Origin of the sequence: Limnohabitans sp. Jir72 (genome assembly GCF_003063575.1) — a bacterium.
Classification (GTDB): Bacteria; Pseudomonadota; Gammaproteobacteria; order Burkholderiales; family Burkholderiaceae_C; genus Limnohabitans_A.
The window spans coordinates 111,676-127,566 of the sequence record NZ_NESC01000002.1; the positions used below are offsets into that span (position 1 = coordinate 111,676).

At 54.5% G+C, this 15,891-nt stretch carries 9 protein-coding genes and 1 tRNA gene; all 10 read right to left on the minus strand.

Annotated elements, in window-relative coordinates; translation table 11 throughout:
• Window positions 1-2: 2 nt before the first annotated feature.
• Entirely contained in the window at window positions 3-725 is a 723-nt protein-coding gene (locus B9Z52_RS17565; RefSeq protein WP_146182779.1) for a hypothetical protein, read from the minus strand.
• Window positions 722-2,722 (minus strand): BREX-3 system phosphatase PglZ, encoded by a 2,001-nt coding sequence (pglZ, locus tag B9Z52_RS03470; protein WP_108412477.1) that lies wholly within the window; start codon window positions 2,720-2,722, stop codon window positions 722-724. The genes B9Z52_RS17565 and pglZ overlap by 4 nt, the downstream gene beginning before the upstream one ends.
• Complete coding sequence (locus B9Z52_RS03475) at window positions 2,719-5,562, minus strand: helicase-related protein (protein WP_108412478.1); 2,844 nt, start codon at window positions 5,560-5,562, stop codon at window positions 2,719-2,721. Before B9Z52_RS03475 ends, pglZ begins: the two co-directional genes overlap by 4 nt.
• The gene (locus B9Z52_RS03480; RefSeq protein WP_108412479.1) at window positions 5,562-8,357 is read right to left on the minus strand and encodes a DNA methyltransferase; all 2,796 of its coding nucleotides are present in this window, start codon (window positions 8,355-8,357) and stop codon (window positions 5,562-5,564) included. The genes B9Z52_RS03475 and B9Z52_RS03480 overlap by 1 nt, the downstream gene beginning before the upstream one ends.
• Before the next feature lie 15 nt (window positions 8,358-8,372).
• Window positions 8,373-10,292, minus strand: a complete 1,920-nt coding sequence (locus tag B9Z52_RS03485) for a hypothetical protein (protein WP_108412480.1) — start codon at window positions 10,290-10,292, stop codon at window positions 8,373-8,375.
• Between the two features lie 4 nt (window positions 10,293-10,296).
• Window positions 10,297-14,022 carry a DUF6079 family protein gene (locus tag B9Z52_RS03490; protein WP_108412481.1) on the minus strand — a complete coding sequence of 1,242 codons (3,726 nt, stop codon included), beginning with the start codon at window positions 14,020-14,022 and terminating at the stop codon, window positions 10,297-10,299.
• 17 nt (window positions 14,023-14,039) lie between these two features.
• Window positions 14,040-14,495 (minus strand): BREX-3 system P-loop-containing protein BrxF, encoded by a 456-nt coding sequence (gene brxF, locus B9Z52_RS03495; protein ID WP_108412482.1) that lies wholly within the window; start codon window positions 14,493-14,495, stop codon window positions 14,040-14,042.
• 6 nt (window positions 14,496-14,501) lie between these two features.
• Window positions 14,502-14,747: a helix-turn-helix domain-containing protein gene (locus tag B9Z52_RS03500; protein WP_233251800.1), complete on the minus strand. Its 246-nt coding sequence runs from the start codon at window positions 14,745-14,747 to the stop codon at window positions 14,502-14,504.
• 338 nt (window positions 14,748-15,085) lie between these two features.
• A tRNA-Phe gene (locus B9Z52_RS03505) sits at window positions 15,086-15,161 on the minus strand.
• A 60-nt stretch (window positions 15,162-15,221) separates the two neighbouring features.
• Complete coding sequence (locus B9Z52_RS03510; RefSeq protein WP_108412483.1) at window positions 15,222-15,875, minus strand: response regulator; 654 nt, start codon at window positions 15,873-15,875, stop codon at window positions 15,222-15,224.
• Between the last annotated feature and the right edge of the window lie 16 nt (window positions 15,876-15,891).

Sequence of the window (15,891 nt, forward strand, 5' to 3'; positions counted from 1 at the left end):
CATTATTGATCATGCAATGCTACAAGCTGCTGATTGGCTCCTCCTTGCTGCAAAGCCAACTCTTTGCTATTGGAGACAAGATACGGAAGAGAGTTATCAAAAGCGAAAGGAAATGCAATAGGTGACGAGTTAAGCATTTCAATAGGCAAGGGTCTACCTGCTTGTCTTACTAATGCCTCAATCAACCATAGAATCAATTCCGGATCAGAAATCTTCACCTTTTCTGCAGGCGTCAATTTAGACTCGTTCTTTTCTCTGGTGATAACTTTCCAATCAACAAGCGTCTGAATAACAGCCTGAGCCGCCACTCTAATGTTATGGCGTTCACCATATAACTCACCCATACGGCGGTACACCTCTGACGAAGAGCATACGCCTTGGATACTTGAGAGCCTGCCAATAGTTTCCGAAACTTTGCCGAAAAACATGTTGTTAACAATAATTGAGCCCCAAGCGAAAATCAAGACGCTGTTCGAAGTAGATGAGTTGCTTATGCTGTTAATGCCTCGGTCTATGAAATCTTGAAGTTCAACTCTTGGCTCTAAGCACAGCAATTTCAGTTTTGTTTTTAACTTGACTCGCGCTTCTTTCCCTAGCTTTACCCCATCAAGATATTTTTCTAATTCATCAGGATTGCTTCCACTTACCCGCACTTTTAGTGCCTCGGCAATCCATTCAAGTCGAATATATCTATCATATGCAATAGATGAGTTTGCAATTGTCATTTGTCTTTCTTCTTGTTAATTATCTTGATAAACGGCACCAGCAGCTCTTCTATAGAGAGTCCGCCATGCACTACAGATTGCTCTCCTTGGAGAGTAAATGCACTGCGACCACCTGCATATAAGACCACATAGTTTGCTGGAAGACCAGTATTTTCCATACGATAGGTACCAAGACAAACGGCTTCAGACTCAGCAGCGAGCGCTTCGTTGCGATAGGTTCGGACACGTTCTCCGCGCATTTCTGCAGCAACGCCTTGCTTAGGACGGCCTTGGCCGATCGCTTCAACGTTTCCGTGATCCGCAGTCAGGTAAACATCAAATCCTTTTGCTAGCAGAAGCTCGAACAGACGATCAACGAAGCCGGAGTCACACCAGTTTTCAATCTGATTGGCAATTCCGCGTTTGCCAAGAACTGCGCCGTGAACAATTTCGTCAACGGTGTCGACGACGATTCCAGCCACCTTTGTCGAGCTTGCGATTGAGGATTCAAGCTCCTCCAGTTGGTCGATGCGCTTCAGTCCTTTTTGGTAATGGATCTCGTTCGACTTGAGTCCTTGATCCTGCCAAAACCTGCTCCAGTGTGCCGGCTCAGATGCAGTCGTCTCGATCGTTTCTGTGAACTCTCGTGGCTTCAGACCAGAAAAAATGGCTTGTCTCGATACAGAGGTCAGCGTTGGCATCCATGCAAAGCAAGCGGACTCATCAAAGCCATAATTTGGGGCGTGGCGGCCAAGACACTCCCGGACGAGTACCCACTGATCGATGGCAAGACCGTCAAACACTAGCAACGCGACGCGACCAGAACCTTGGGCTCTTTGCCGTTCCAGATAACGGGGAATGTGATGAACCATCACTGGCCCTTTGACTATTGGGAGTGATGGCAGGTCAGCGTAATGCTTGCGTGACCAAGCGATCAGTTGTTCGTCGGTGGCCCGTTGCAGCTCCGCCATGCTGGCCTTCAATCCCGCCGCTCCAGTCGCGTCCAGCCCATGATAACGACCCAGAACCTCGCCAAATTTGCGTGCGGTGTTGATCCAGTCGCGGTACGAGGATTCAGTGTCCGGCAGGGCCTGCTGAATGGCCTTGATCCCTTCTGCTACGAGAGTCCGAAGCGCGAGCGGATCCTGAATCACGCCTACCTTCGCCCATTCGGGAATGGAAGTGGGAATGCCTTGCACGGACAGTGGATGCAAGAGCCCATCCAGGAACATCGAGTCGATCCAAACGCGAACGTCAGGATGCTCGAAAGGGATCTCGACACGCAGCTGAAGCTCGGCAGGAGAAGGCTCCCCGATCTGCGTCCCTGTTACCCCATAAATCGACAGGAAGCGATACCAAGCATCCTGTACGGTGCGGAGCAGCGCTGGCTTCGATTCAAATAATTGTCGCAACGGAAGCGGCTTTAGCGCAGTAATCTCGGACAACACCCCAGCGACATGTTCTGCGAGCACGGCTGGAAGCGCTGCATCGCGGTAATGAAGCCGCAGTAATTCCCGCCATAAGTCTTCAGGTCGAGCCATGAGGTGTGGGCTGATCTTGTAAATATGGGTGAGGATGAACTCCTTGGTGGAAGACTCACCCATTGTCTGTGAAGCATGCTTAGCATGAGCATCAAACAGCGCTTCGTGTTGGTCCGGACCTAGCTGGCGGACGACCGAGTAGCTGAGTTTCGGGAACAGGTTGGCCAGACTAACGCTGACTTGCCGCGCTTGCGATAGGTAGTCCCAAGGAAGGTTACCGGTGGAGCTATCCCGCAGATGCAGCACCAAAGCTTTCGTTGGCGCATCCTGGTTATGGACCCAGGCAGTGCGATACCGCTCCTCATACTCGGCGCGGAATGCGACTGAGTCGTCGTAGGGCAACAGCTCAAAACCGCGCTCACGCAGACCTGACAAGACGCGCTCGTCCAACAAGACATCATCAGGGTCCGCTGCGATCCACAAGCGAGACAAATCCGCAGTGAACTCCTTGAGGATACGATCCACCCAACTGCTCATCTGGCAACTCCTTCACATTCTGCTTGTGCAGCGCAAAGTGGAGCCGACCCGATCCGAACCATAAGGACCGCGTTCAGGTCAGGCACGCTCGCCTCGGCATCATCGAGTGCTGCCATCCTGACGTCATGCTCGGCCTTGAGCCTCTTGCGGCGATGCTCCCGAACCTGCGGGAGACCAATCCGGCCGATAGCTTGGTACCGGGCTTCGTAGGCGTACTGGGCGCGATCGCGTTCTTCCCGCAATTGAGTGCGCTTCTCTTCAACTAAGTTGGAAAAGATACGCTCGCCCTGCGTCTTGGCTGCGGCCACAGAAACCTCGAACCATCCTTCTGAATTTTCGATGGACGTTGCGCCCAGAACTTCAACGGACTCCGTCAGTAACAGATCCCAGATACGTTTGGCCGTGGGGAGGTAGGTACGACCCTCGTCGGTAGAAAAAACAGGCAGGAAACGCTTTCTGCTGAACCCGACAGCAGACAGGCTTATCTCCCACAGTGACCACACCCCCTGCAAGTTGTCTGGCAAACCAGCGATCTTCGCCACAGGCATCGGCTGTCCCGCGGCCCATCTTGGTAACTCGCTAATCACTGCTCGTGCGCGCGGGTCCTCCAGGGTGATCCAATCGAGGTTCGGGTTCTGTTCAGCCGTCCGCGCGTCAAAGCAGGCGCGTGACGATTCGCTACCGTCCATCCAACGCACGCGCCACGCATCACCAGCCTTGACTGCGCTGCCGCCGCGTGCTGGCAAACCGGCCGTGATTGCGCGCTCTAGCCAGAACTGGGCTGGATGGTCTCTCCACTTGCGAGCATCGTCCGCCTCCAGCGAATGGGCGTCAGAAAGCAGTTCGCTGTTCTTCCTGGATTCCGCCACCTTGTCGCGGACTTGATTGATCGCAGCGTCGCACTCACGCTCAATTGACGTCGGATCCTGCAAGCCTTGCACGAAGAGTTCATCAAGGATGGGCTCAGCCTCAACAGAGTCCATCACGTCGGATGCTTTGTCGACTCCGAATTCTTGGGCGATCAAAGCCAGCTTCTCTTCGAGCACTTGGCGCACGCGATGTTCGACGGTTTCCTCCAGGACAAAGTTGATGGCGCGGACGACGTGTTGTTGACCAATACGGTCCACACGGCCGATGCGTTGTTCCAGTCGCATCGGGTTCCACGGCATGTCGAAGTTGACGATGACGTGACAGAACTGAAGGTTCAGGCCTTCGCCACCAGCGTCAGTGGAAATCAGAACTCGAACATCCTGCGAGAACGCTTGTTGCGCCTTTGTCCGAGCGTCGAGGTCCATGCTTCCATTCAACTGCGCTACAGAAAAGCCGCGACTCTCAAGGAGCGACGTTAGCATTGACTGTGTCGGCACGAATTCCGTGAAGATCAACACCTTGAGTGCTGGATCGTTCTCCTCCTGCTGGAGCTTGTAGACCAATTCCAGCAGTGCTTCGGCCTTGGCATCCGTACCCTGTGCCTCTGTCTCGCGTGCTAGGTTGAGCAGCAGTTCGACTTCTGACTTTTCCTGAGCCCAACCTTCCATCTGAATAGCGATGTCCACTTGAGACTGACCGTCCAGTTCGGACCATTCTTCGGTGTCGGAAGACTCGAACAGGCTGTTCTGGAGTTGAGGCTCTTCGAGCAGCGCCAGACGTCGCTCTAATGTAGTGCGAATGGCTGCTGTGCTAGACGTTACCAGTCGCTGCATCAGGATCATAAGAAATCCGATATGGCGCTGCTTTGCAGCAAGCGCCTTGTTGTAGCCATGCCGAACGTAGTCTGTGACCGCCTCGTACAGGCGTTGCTGTGCCCCGTGGCGCTCTTGCCAAGCCACAGCATGCAAGCGTGTCATGCGCGGTTTGAAGAGTGGCTGCCCCTCTGCGTTGATAGCAACGCGCTTCTCCGTTCTTATGACAAATGGGCGGACGCGATCTTGATTTACGCTGCTTTCATCCGGAAATGCATCCCGGTCAAGGAGTTGCATCAGTCTCAGGAACTGGTCAGTCTTACCCTGGTGTGGTGTTGCCGAAAGCAACAACAGGTATGGCGCTGCCTCCGCCAATGCAGCGCCCAGTTTGTAGCGCGCGACCTGTTCCGTGCTACCGCCCATGCGGTGCGACTCGTCAATGATGACGAGGTCCCATGACGCGGAGACCAAGTCCTCGAAGCGCTCCTGGTTGTACCGCTGCAATTGCTCCAGGCTCCAGCCCCGTCGGCCCTCAATGGGCTTCACCGAATCCAGCGAGCAGATGACCTGATCGTGCAGCCGCCAGAGGTTCTCCTCATCGTTGCGCCACTGGCGGAACGACGCTAACTCTGCCGGGTCGATGTACTGCAGCTTTTCACCGAAGTGGAGACGCATCTCAGCTTGCCACTGGCGAACGAGGCCTTTGGGTGCTACAACCAGGATCCGCTTGGCCATCCCGCGCAACTTCAGTTCCCGAAGGATCAGGCCAGCCTCGATCGTCTTGCCCAGTCCGACTTCATCCGCGAGCAGGTAGCGGATACGTTGGTGACTCATCGCTCGGTTCAACGCGTACAACTGATGCGGCAGCGGGACGACGCTGGACTGGATAGGCGCCAGCAGCAGGTTGTCCTCAAGTGCATCGAGCAGCTTGGCAGCCGACACGGTGTGCAGAACATGGTCGACGGATGGTTGAACGCTATCAATAGCATCCAAATCCACCGAACGCACCCGTACCACTGCGTCCCTAGTAGGGAGCCAAACACGGTAGACCGTGTCTCCCCAAAACTCCTGGCGATCCACCACCTGGCACGGTGTCGCTTGGCGCTTGTGCCAGCACCAATCGCCAATGGAATGCCCCACGGCGGATGCTTGCGCCATCAGGCACTACCCTCCGATCTAGTTAAGGCCTGGTCATACCAGAGCAGTAGTTTTTCGTCTTCCTGCAGCGCTTCCTCTGGAATTTTCTGGGCAACCTTGATGATCGTCTGATAGTCCTTATTTGCCCACGCAACCTTAAAGCCCGAACGCAAGACTTCCAGTCGGAATTCCTTGAGCTTTCTGCCGGCTGCGCCAGCGTAACCCTCGAACTCCTTCAATAGCGCTCTTTCGCGCTTTTTCTCAAGATCTTGAGCCTTATTGGGGTCAGGCACGTACCACCGGTCCTTTGCCTTGGCAATTAGCTGTGGGCTAGTCTTGTCCAAGCCTCGTAAGTCTTTGTGATTGGTGGACAGATAACTGTGAATTTGGCTTGGCACCTCGCCTTTGCCGTCAAATTGAATGAAGTTTTCGTCGAGCAAACGTATGAGTTCGGGGATGACCTCTCCCTTCTTCTTGGCAGCACCGACAACAGGCATGTATTCCGGAGTGATTTCAGCATATGTAGATGGCCGCTTCTTCAGGAAATCTGCAAGCCAATCAATGGCACTTCTTTCGTCGGAAACAAACATCTCCATCTGTGGCGCTGACGCGACCTGCATGCGTTTTTTGTCATATTCCGCCGCTTGCTCTGGAAGGAATGTCATGCCGTCACGTGACTCGAAGCGCTGCATTAATCCAGCCTGGAATTCTTGGCTTGACAATGGCACAGCGAAACCGTGCTTCACAAACCACGCAACCATACGGTCAAAAATAATGCGCGGATCTCGTTCTTGAATGAACTCAAGTTCTCCGGCTCGCATTTTCACAGAGGGTAGATAACCAAGGTGTGTCCTGACAAAGTCCCACACCGAATCAATATGACCCTCAGATTTCACGAATCGATCTTCTAGCCCCCCATTAGGTTTGTAGGCGGTAATCACCAGGTCCTGTTTCACAGACGTCGCGTTAGAGACCGCGTTAAAACTACCCTGAACCTTATTGAGAGCCGAAACGTTGGCAATAACGAACCCGGCCTCTTGCAATGCGGTTCGAATACCGTTCCATACCGCGGCTTGTGTATTTGAGAACACAACCGTCATCCAGCGACCGGGCTTTAATACTCGGTAATACTCAGAGAAGCATGCCTTCATCAACCGGTAGTATTCATGCAAGCCTTTTTGCTGACTCTCGCTCATGACAGCTTCTGGGCCCTGATGTGTGAACACACGGTGGAAGGCTTCAACAATAAAATTCAACTCCGAATACGCGAGGTTGTCTCCAAACGGCGGGTCAGTAAAAATGTAATCAATGCTGCTTTCGGGCAAGCCAAGTGAGGCAGCTGTGCCTGTGGTGACCGCCGCATTGCCTGCCGTGGCTCTGTAATCGCGAAAGGCCTTCGTCAAGCGATCAAGTTTTCCGCTCATGTTGTACCAAGGACTGCACTCTGCATGCTGCGAAGCTACGTAGTAAATCCCACTCATCGCCTGGTTAACCTGTGAACCTCCGGCGCGACCATGTTGGATCGGCTTATAACGATTCAAGACAGACAAACCTGAGATCGACTGTTCGATCATGTAAAGCAAAAATGCACGAATGCGCGGGTCTGGGTTTTTATTGGCTTTGCCCCATAAATTTCCAATAGCGTGTGCTGAACGCGGGAGAAAAAGATGATGAACATGAGAAAAGGAAGCTGAGCCCGCACGCCATTTGTCGCCCCATTTTGCCTTTTCCTCAGGTGCATGCATCATTCGTTCTGAAGGCAAGTTAGACGGAAACCCGAGCGACCTTATCTTCTCCAAAACAGTTAAATCAAAGACGTCAGGTTTCTTTTCATAGCGCTTTCCGTTCACTGCGTAGCAGATCACACTCGGTACTCGTTTACCTGTTTTAAGTGCCTTGCCAGAAACGGGGTCGACGGTTGTTTCAAAAAGCTTCTCGAGTTTTTTCTTGGTAAGCTCCGCGCCACAATGCGGGCAAGGAAAATCATCGCGCACGCGTTTGGTGTCATCGTCCAGCGCCTCATCCAGAAAGTTGACCTCTCCAGCGCAATGCGGGCACGTGAAAACCTCACTCCAAACCGTGTACTCAATCCGCCCCTTAGTTTTTCCATCAGTGTGAGTGGTCTCGTACATCCACCCAATGTTTTGCTCAAGCTCCTTCAGTAACTGCTTGCCGGCTTTGGAAAAGACCTCCACATCGACCGGGATGTTGTAGTTCGCACCAATGAAGGTGGCGGCAGGTGATAGATCGTTGATGACGGCACGCCGCGCACCCCATTTGGGCGCTGGTTTGCCTTGTTTCTTCCACTCTATCTCAAGGTCGTGGCGATAAGCCGCCGGAGCCAACCCGCACCACTGCGCCGCAACCCCCGTCATTCCTGAACCGCCGAAGGCATCCAGAACGATGTCTCCAGGTTCCGTGTAGTGCAGGATGGAGGGCACGATCGCCAAGTGCGGTACCTTAGTGTGATACGAGTGGGCCTTGTAAAGTGCATCTGTCTTTCCGACTGACACGTCAACCGTTTGAGGCTCTCTGCTGTATTTAGCACTCGGGTCATAAGGCTTGCCGTAGTGATGAACGAAGTCCTCAAGGAAGGGATTCGGGCACGCTGTGTAGTAAGGCGGATCCGACATGGCCAGAATCGCCTCGTCCGTGCCCGTTGGAAAGCCGTCCAGTTTGCGGAAAGCTGGATCCTTGAGTTTTTCAGCAAGGATCTTCAGAAAATGCTCGCGACGAGCCTGATCGTTGGGGAATTTGATCCCTAGACACTCGACGGGGCCGGTGTCTTGGTTTTGGTGTTTGAGCAGATCGTTCATAGGGAAGTCCCAATTTCACAGGTTCGGGCGCACTTCGCGCACGTAGGTTGCTTTGTCGATCCCCAGGTGCTGTAGGAACGTCTTGAAGACGCCCACGCTCACTGGGTCCCGCGTTGGAAGAATGAAGGCCCGTTGGTCGGGACCGGTCCACTTCTGGTGCCCGCCCTTGCCTCCCGAGACGTCGAGGATGTGTCTGAAGAACTTCAGGGCTCTTTCAAGCTCGCGCCGTGTCGGAACGTTGAAGGTGGCCGGTTGCGACTGGAGTCGATCCGCAATTACGCCAGAACCAACGAATCGCAGCGGGATGTCGCTTGCCAGAAAGTCGTATGGCAACGGACCCCACAGCGTGCTCTCCAAAGGCAAGGCCAAAGCCGAAGCAGACGCTTTCGCCTGCCCAGTAGTGAGTTGTGTAGTGAAGTTTCGCCAGGTGAAGGACTGATGTCCCACTCGCCACTCGCGATAACCCGGCGGGGAAAGGTCAAGTGACGACTCCACCACCTTTCGTAACCCATCGAGGTTAGCCATGCTGCGTGCAAACAGTGCCTGGACGGGGGCAGATTGAAACCAGTCCCAACTCGTCCAGTTTGCCAATGCCTCTTCCAGCCACTCGGGCGTCTCGCGCAAGGCGTCATAGACTCGCTGCTTGTAACGCAAATGACGGGGTTGCAGGGCGTTAAGTTCTACCCACGAAAGCGCAGCCTCAACCCGAGCGTGGAACAGCTCGTGAGCATAAGTTAGACCGAACGCCAGACGCGCTGCATGGGTTGGGGATGCGTGAATGCGATGCGACCTTATGTCATCCAACAGACTTAACGCGAAATCATCCAGTTTGCGTGCATCGAAATAGATGCCCCAGACATCCTCTGAATAAGAGTGGTAGGGCTGAAACCACGCGATGGCCTCGAAGCCTTGCGCCTGTCGGTCTTTTCGACTCGCGTCGATACGTTCCCTGTAGTCGTGATCGTCAAGCTGGACATCATCCAAGGAGTCGAGCCATTCCTGTCCCCCGCTATCTAGACCGCTGACGGTCCCAGCAGGCTGGTCAGACAGGTTTACGTCGCTCTCGAGCTTGGGGCGTCCGATATGCGCCAATCTCGGTTTGCGAAGGGCTTGAGGTAGGCGGCGCTGAACTGCCCATCTCACCTCTGAATAAGAAGGGGGGCCACTGTATGGCTCCCATGTCAGAACGCAGGATTTTTTCGCACCAACAAGGATGTGCCTTATTCCTATGTAGGCACCGTCACGCGATGGCAGCCACCCTGAAGCTTCGATAGCCGTAATTGATTGACGATCAAGTGCTTCAGGTCGTAACGTTGACGGTGCACTGAACATAGTTGCCTTGGGCAAAAACGGCAACAGCAACTTGGCTTGCACTGACGGTGGTTGTTCTTGCGGTCCGAGTCCCTCAAACCGCATCAGCTCTGGACTCTTCTCGTACAGCCGTTCTCTTTCGAGTTTCTCGCGACTGACACGATCCTCGAAATCAGCCATCTCGGTGAGGTGAGCTGCATACAAGGAATCAGCTGCCGTCTTCAGGGACTGCGAAATCCATTCGTAGGATTGCACGGGCGCATTCCGTCCTGCAAGAACCAGGAGAGTATCTGAACGGCCAAGGCTAAAGGCTCCGTGAAAGTAGACCTTGACACTTTTTTCTCTCGAGGTGCCAGTTGCTAATGGTTTCAGTCGCCGCGGATCCCAAGCTGCTATTGCAAGTTGACCAAGCAGCCAGTCTTGTCCATGGATCAGGGCACTCATCGCTCTGACAGCTTTTTTGGGACGCCAGATCGTCACATCTATTGAGCCCGACGAGACGAATCCGACTAAATCGGGGTCCCCGCCTGATACCTCGACAGCAAAAAGGTCCTGCAGCGAAGACCACACTATGTAGTGAGGAATCCAACTGCGCAGGGCAGGCTGAGCGGTCGTCTTGTTCACCGGCTCATTCCACGACGAATCGGAGCTTGGATGCGTCCTTGCCCTTGGAGCGTTCAGTCAGGAACGACTCGAAGCGCTTGCGCAAATCTTCTGGAGAAGCTGGGGAGCCGCCATGCAGTAGCGCCATACGGATGTCATCTCCAGAGACTTTGACCTTCTCAAGGCCAGAGAGAGCCTCCTGAATGGCGCTGACAAACTCCGGCGGGATCGGGTCTGGCAGCCTCTTGGATGCGATGAACCTCTGGATCAAGTCACGTGCGGCAGCTTTCAGAAGGTCAAAGTTGGCCTGGATGATCGGATCGTCTAGGTTGTCCAGCAGCGTCTGCTGCCATCCGTCCAGCAGTTTGTCCAGTTCGTCGTCGAGTTGCTTGAGCACGTTGGCTGCCGGCAGGAAATCTCCTTGTTCGTTGGCAGGACGGAAACTGCAGTGTGGGCAGTATGGACTGGCCGACAACTCCGATTCGACCAGCGACGCGCAACTCTTGAGCTTGTCTAATTTCTCCTCGAAGGACGTCAGCTGGGCTGTGTTCATCATTTCGATACTCGCTAGCGCACGCATCGAAACCAATCGGCTGTCCTTGCGCAGTGCTGACTTAGTCTTGTCTTCTGCAACGCCGAGCCGGGCCTTGCTATGCTGGGCCACGTAAGCGGTCAGATAATCCTTCTTGAGCTGTTCGAGCGTCTGACGGTACTCGGCAGCATGCTGCGCGCTCCGGTCATTTGCGAGCTTGTCGAGGACTGATTTCCGAGCCGCTTGGGCCTTTTGGACCCAGGGATGGTCGCTAGTGAGGACCATTTCAGCCTGGGACAGGTACGACGCAGTGGTGCCCAACTCGGCGATCAGTTCTTGCAGCTTCTCGACTGCAGACAGAACCTCAAGATTCTTTTTCTGTGCATCGATGTCGTCCGATCCGATCCGCAGGTTCTTGAGTTTGCCGACGGTGTTGTAAGGACTCAGCCCTTCGGTGAACGTCTTCAGCGCTTCTAATCGTTTGCGCCAGTCGGCGATCTCGTCCTCGGTCAGGAGGGGCTTGCCCCAGAACGTCAGCTTGCCTTGCAGATCCGTGCCGGCAGTCAGCACGCGGCTAACGAGTTCCGAGACAGAGTCGAGTAGTTGCTTGACAGGCTCTTCAGACCCTTGGGTGGCCAACTGTGCGAGCCCAGGCGACAGGCCAAGCAGTTCGAACAGCGAACGAAGGACGGCGACGTTGATTTCCTTGGGTGCTTCAACGTGTTTGAACTGCTTAAGGTCTTCAAGGTTGCGCTCGGCCAGCAGGGTGAGCTTGCCGGAGTCGATCTTGTCCCCAGTGATGGCGAGAACGATGTCGCCGGAGTAAATCAGGCCTCCGAGAACAGTGACGAGCAGGTCGGGTTCGAGACGGAACTTGATCGGATGGAAGTATTCGACGTCCGTCTGTCCGTTAAGCAGTTCGCTGCGGTTCAGGACCTGCCCGTGGCCCTTGGTTTTGAGGCGACTCAGAACCTCCTGGGCATATCGAGAGCGCCCGGCGTCGACGCGATCGCCGTCGAGCATTTCCAGTGCATCGAGGATGGCGTTTGCGTCCTTGGTGCGAGCGCCACCAGCGAGCATCTTGAGCGCACTGCCCACGAGTTGCTTACGGTTGGCTTCAGTGACCAGCGTTGAGAATGTTGGGTACTCCGGTGCCAAGTCCGCAAAGCGCTGGTTGAAAGCGATGCCCGAGACTACATTGACGATGTCCCGGAAGTTGGCGCGTTCGTCGGCACCCAGGCGCAAGCGATCGCGTAGGTTGACGCCCTTTGCCCAGTCCTGAAGAGTCTTGGTCTTGCCTTGGTAAGTGACCTCGAACGCCGTCATCTGCTTTTCCTGGAGCCACTTACTCATGTCACGCAGCGCGTCCTTGGCCTTATCCAGGTAGACGCCTTTGGCGCTACCGCTGGCAGTCGATGCGAGGTCTTGTGCTGCGGCGTAGTACGCCAGGTGACGACGGATGGCGTCATCGAGTCCCTTTAGGCGAAAGAAGACTTCGTCAGACTTGCTCTCGTCACGGAAGCGCGGTGGCTCGAAAGGCTGTATGAAGTAGACGTAGAAGTCGCGCTCGGGTTGTGCAGTGGGGCGATCGTTTGGTGCCCCGAAAAACAGGTAGCCATCCCGTTCAACACGACGATCCTGCCACTCGATCTGGTATTGCCAGATCTGGTGGCCTGTCACGTAGGTGCTGTCGTCAGTGCGTTCCATGAGCTGCTTGACCGCTCCGTAGTAAGCACGGTCAAGTGCATCGTCGGACAGTGCCTCGGCACGCTTTTCGATCTGGGCGTCGTAGTCGACGTCTTTCTTGAGGTCGAGGTAGTACTGCTCAGTATCCGGCGCCTTGGAGATAAATTGGCCATTCACCGTTTTCACCACCTCACGCAGCGTTGTCTGGACCGCAGTCAGCAGGTCATCGGCAGGCTCTCCACCCATGTCTTCAATGCCCGGCTGGTACAAGCAAAGCGTGTCACGCAGTTCGGTCGCAGTGGGGCCGACCGGCACATAGATATCGCCACCTGTGGTTAGTCGCTGTACTGACAGACCAGCAATCACACGCTGAGCCATCGCCTTGTAGGCTGGCCGTGTGAAGGCCTTCTGGATGCGCTCAGTCAGGACCTCTGAAACCTTCAGAACAGGACCGATGTTGGGGTCGGACCGCAGCACGGAGTTCGATGTGACAGTCTCCCAGAATTTGTCGTAGCCGATAAGCCCTGGCCGATCCTCCGGCACGTCTGTGTTCAGGATCGCCTGGATCTGGTCGCGCAGTGTGACCAGCGCTCCTCGCTTTTCCGTGAAAATCAGACGTTCGAAAGTACCGATGTACTCGGGGTGGACCGGGAACAGGCGCACGTATTCGTCCATGCGCTCGTTCATCGTGCTGTAGAACTTGGCGAACTTGGTGAGGTAATTCCGGATTTTGTTTTGCTGGTCCGTTGTTTTCTTCAGCAGGCGTTCTGCTACCACAAAGCTGACATCCTGTCGGGCCAACAGGACCTGAGTGAATCGGTCCTTCACGCGGCGAAGGCTGTCCGCCACATGCTGGAAGCGACTGCTGTCAAAGATCGCCTCCTGGACACCGGCCACGAAGCGGAAACGCAGATGCTTTGTGACTTCCCCGATCTCGCGCAGGAATGAAAGGTCCAGCACGAGGTCATGGTCCTTGCGCGAGCGCAGGTACTCGAGGAACTCGTCGACCACCAGCAAGACGCCATGATTGGGATGGGCCTCGGCGAACGCAGCCATCATGTCCTCGAACGCGGCCTTATTGTTTACGACCTTGTCGGCAGGAGGGAAGGTGAAGTTGACACCGTTTTGCTCGAGGAACAACTCGAGCTGCTGCGTGACGATGTCGCGCAAGGACATCTGGCTTGAAATCTCGATGCGATGAACCTTGAACTTGCCTGCGATTGCCTTCGCGGCTTCGGAAACCTTCGGGTGCCTGATCATCGACAAATAGGTCGGATCTTCAGCGACCAGAGAAAGCACTGACATCAGGTGCGATTTACCCGTGCCATAGTTGCCGACCACCAGCACGCCCTTGTGATCAACTGATTCGTCGAACGAGAGTTGAGGGATCATGAGCTTGGCGATCCGCTCCGCCATGTCATCCGAGATGACGTAGGTCGCGACGAGCCTCTTGGCTTCGTCGGGCCGGTTTGCGTCGAGCAGCTGGATGACCGATTCGATCGGTTCGAATTGAATGAGATCGCCGTAGCGCATGGATTCCTCTCTTACCCTTAAATTGCAAATGGAACCAGGCCATCAATGCCATAGTCCTGATGTTCTGGATGCCCTGTGGTCGCGTAGGTGAGGCGACCTTCGGTTAGCTGACCAGGCCAGACTGCCACGACACGACGTACGCGCGCTTGTTGCTTGAGCAGGTCAAGCGGATCAAGTTGCAGCGTCCTATCAAAAAGCAGTTCAATGTTGTCTAACAGCAGCAGGTTGTCCCTAGCACGCTGGTCGGCCAGCTCGCGCAATATCGAAGCTGCCTGGAGTTGGCGACGGCGCTGTGGAATCGCTGCAAGTTTGTTACCCAGCTCAGCCCCTACACGCAACGGCGTGAGATCAAGCTTATTCCCGATTGCTTCTAGCAATGCAGTCTTTTCAGACGGGGGTCTACCGACAAGCAGAATTAGCTTGCTGTGCAGTGCGCCAATTTCATCGACTAATCGTTCAAGCAAATCCAACATGAGTGCTCAATTGCTTAGATTTGGCTCGATAGAAGTAGATTGCTCAGCAATCCATTTATCAATATCGACTTTTGAAAACCGCCAACTCCCTCCGACCTTGAACGAGGGAATCTTTTTAGCGCCCGCCAACCTATAAATAGTTCTCTCAGTGACTTTGAGATAGTTGGCAAGCTCCCCAATAGTCATGATCGTGCTGTCTGTTGATTTCGTCGGCATTGGCATCGCCATGAAGCTGGTAGAAAATGACAGCATAGTGCAAAATTTTCAATCCAAAAACAATAAGTGAAATATTATTCCGGACCAGTAGCTCATGGGACGAGCTCACTCAATATGGGTAGTACAGAAACATAAGCAAAACTTCGCTGATTCGACACGCGCACAAATCATTGATCTGCTTGACGTTTTGCGCGTGCTTCTCGCGCTTGTTTCGCCATGGTTTTTTGAGAAAGTGGGGCCAATAGAGAGTCGAACGCAGCATTTGTGCGACATGCGCGCAGACTTGTGGCACTCGCAGAATGGGCCGGAAGCCCTAGAATCGCGCCATTAACCCAAAAGAAAAGGCCCAACTGAGAACAGTTGGGCCTTCATATTGGTGGCCTGGGACGGAATCGAACCATCGACACGCGGATTTTCAATCCGCTGCTCTACCAACTGAGCTACCGGGCCGGTAAGCGGAAATTATAGCAGAGGAAAAACTGCATTTCGAAAGGGCTAACAAACAATGCATCATGCGATGCGTTTGCTGCGCGACAAATCCACGCCCAGTTGTTTGAGTTTGCGGTACAGGTGGGTGCGCTCTAGGCCTGTTTTTTCAGCCACTTTGGTCATGGAGCCGCCCTCATGGGTCAGGTGAAACTCGAAATAGGCTTTTTCAAAGGCATCGCGTGCTTCACGCAAGGGTCGATCCAGGTCAAAGCTTGGTGCCACCTCGGGCGTTGGGGCCTCTTCATGAACCACAGCAGGCATCGACAAAGCCGCTTGAGGCCCGGGCGCACTGGGCACAAGCATTTTGGCGGGCTCACGGGCCAGTCCTTGCTCCACCGCCTTGAGCAGTTTTTGCAGCGTGATGGGCTTTTCCAAGAACGCTTGTGCGCCGATCTTGACGGCATCAACGGCGGTGTCGATCGTGGCGTGACCGCTCATCATGATCACGGGCATGGTCAGTAAGCCTGTGGAAGCCCACTCCTTGAGCAAGCTCACACCATCGGTGTCGGGCATCCAGATGTCCAGCAGCACCAGATCAGGTCGCATGTTTTGACGTGCTGCACGGGCTTGTGCTGCATTCTCGGCCAGCTCCACCTGGTGCCCCTCATCAAAGAGGATTTCCGAGAGCAGGTCGCGTATGCCCAGCTCGTCATCCACCACCAAAATATTTGCCATATTGCCAGTCTTGTCT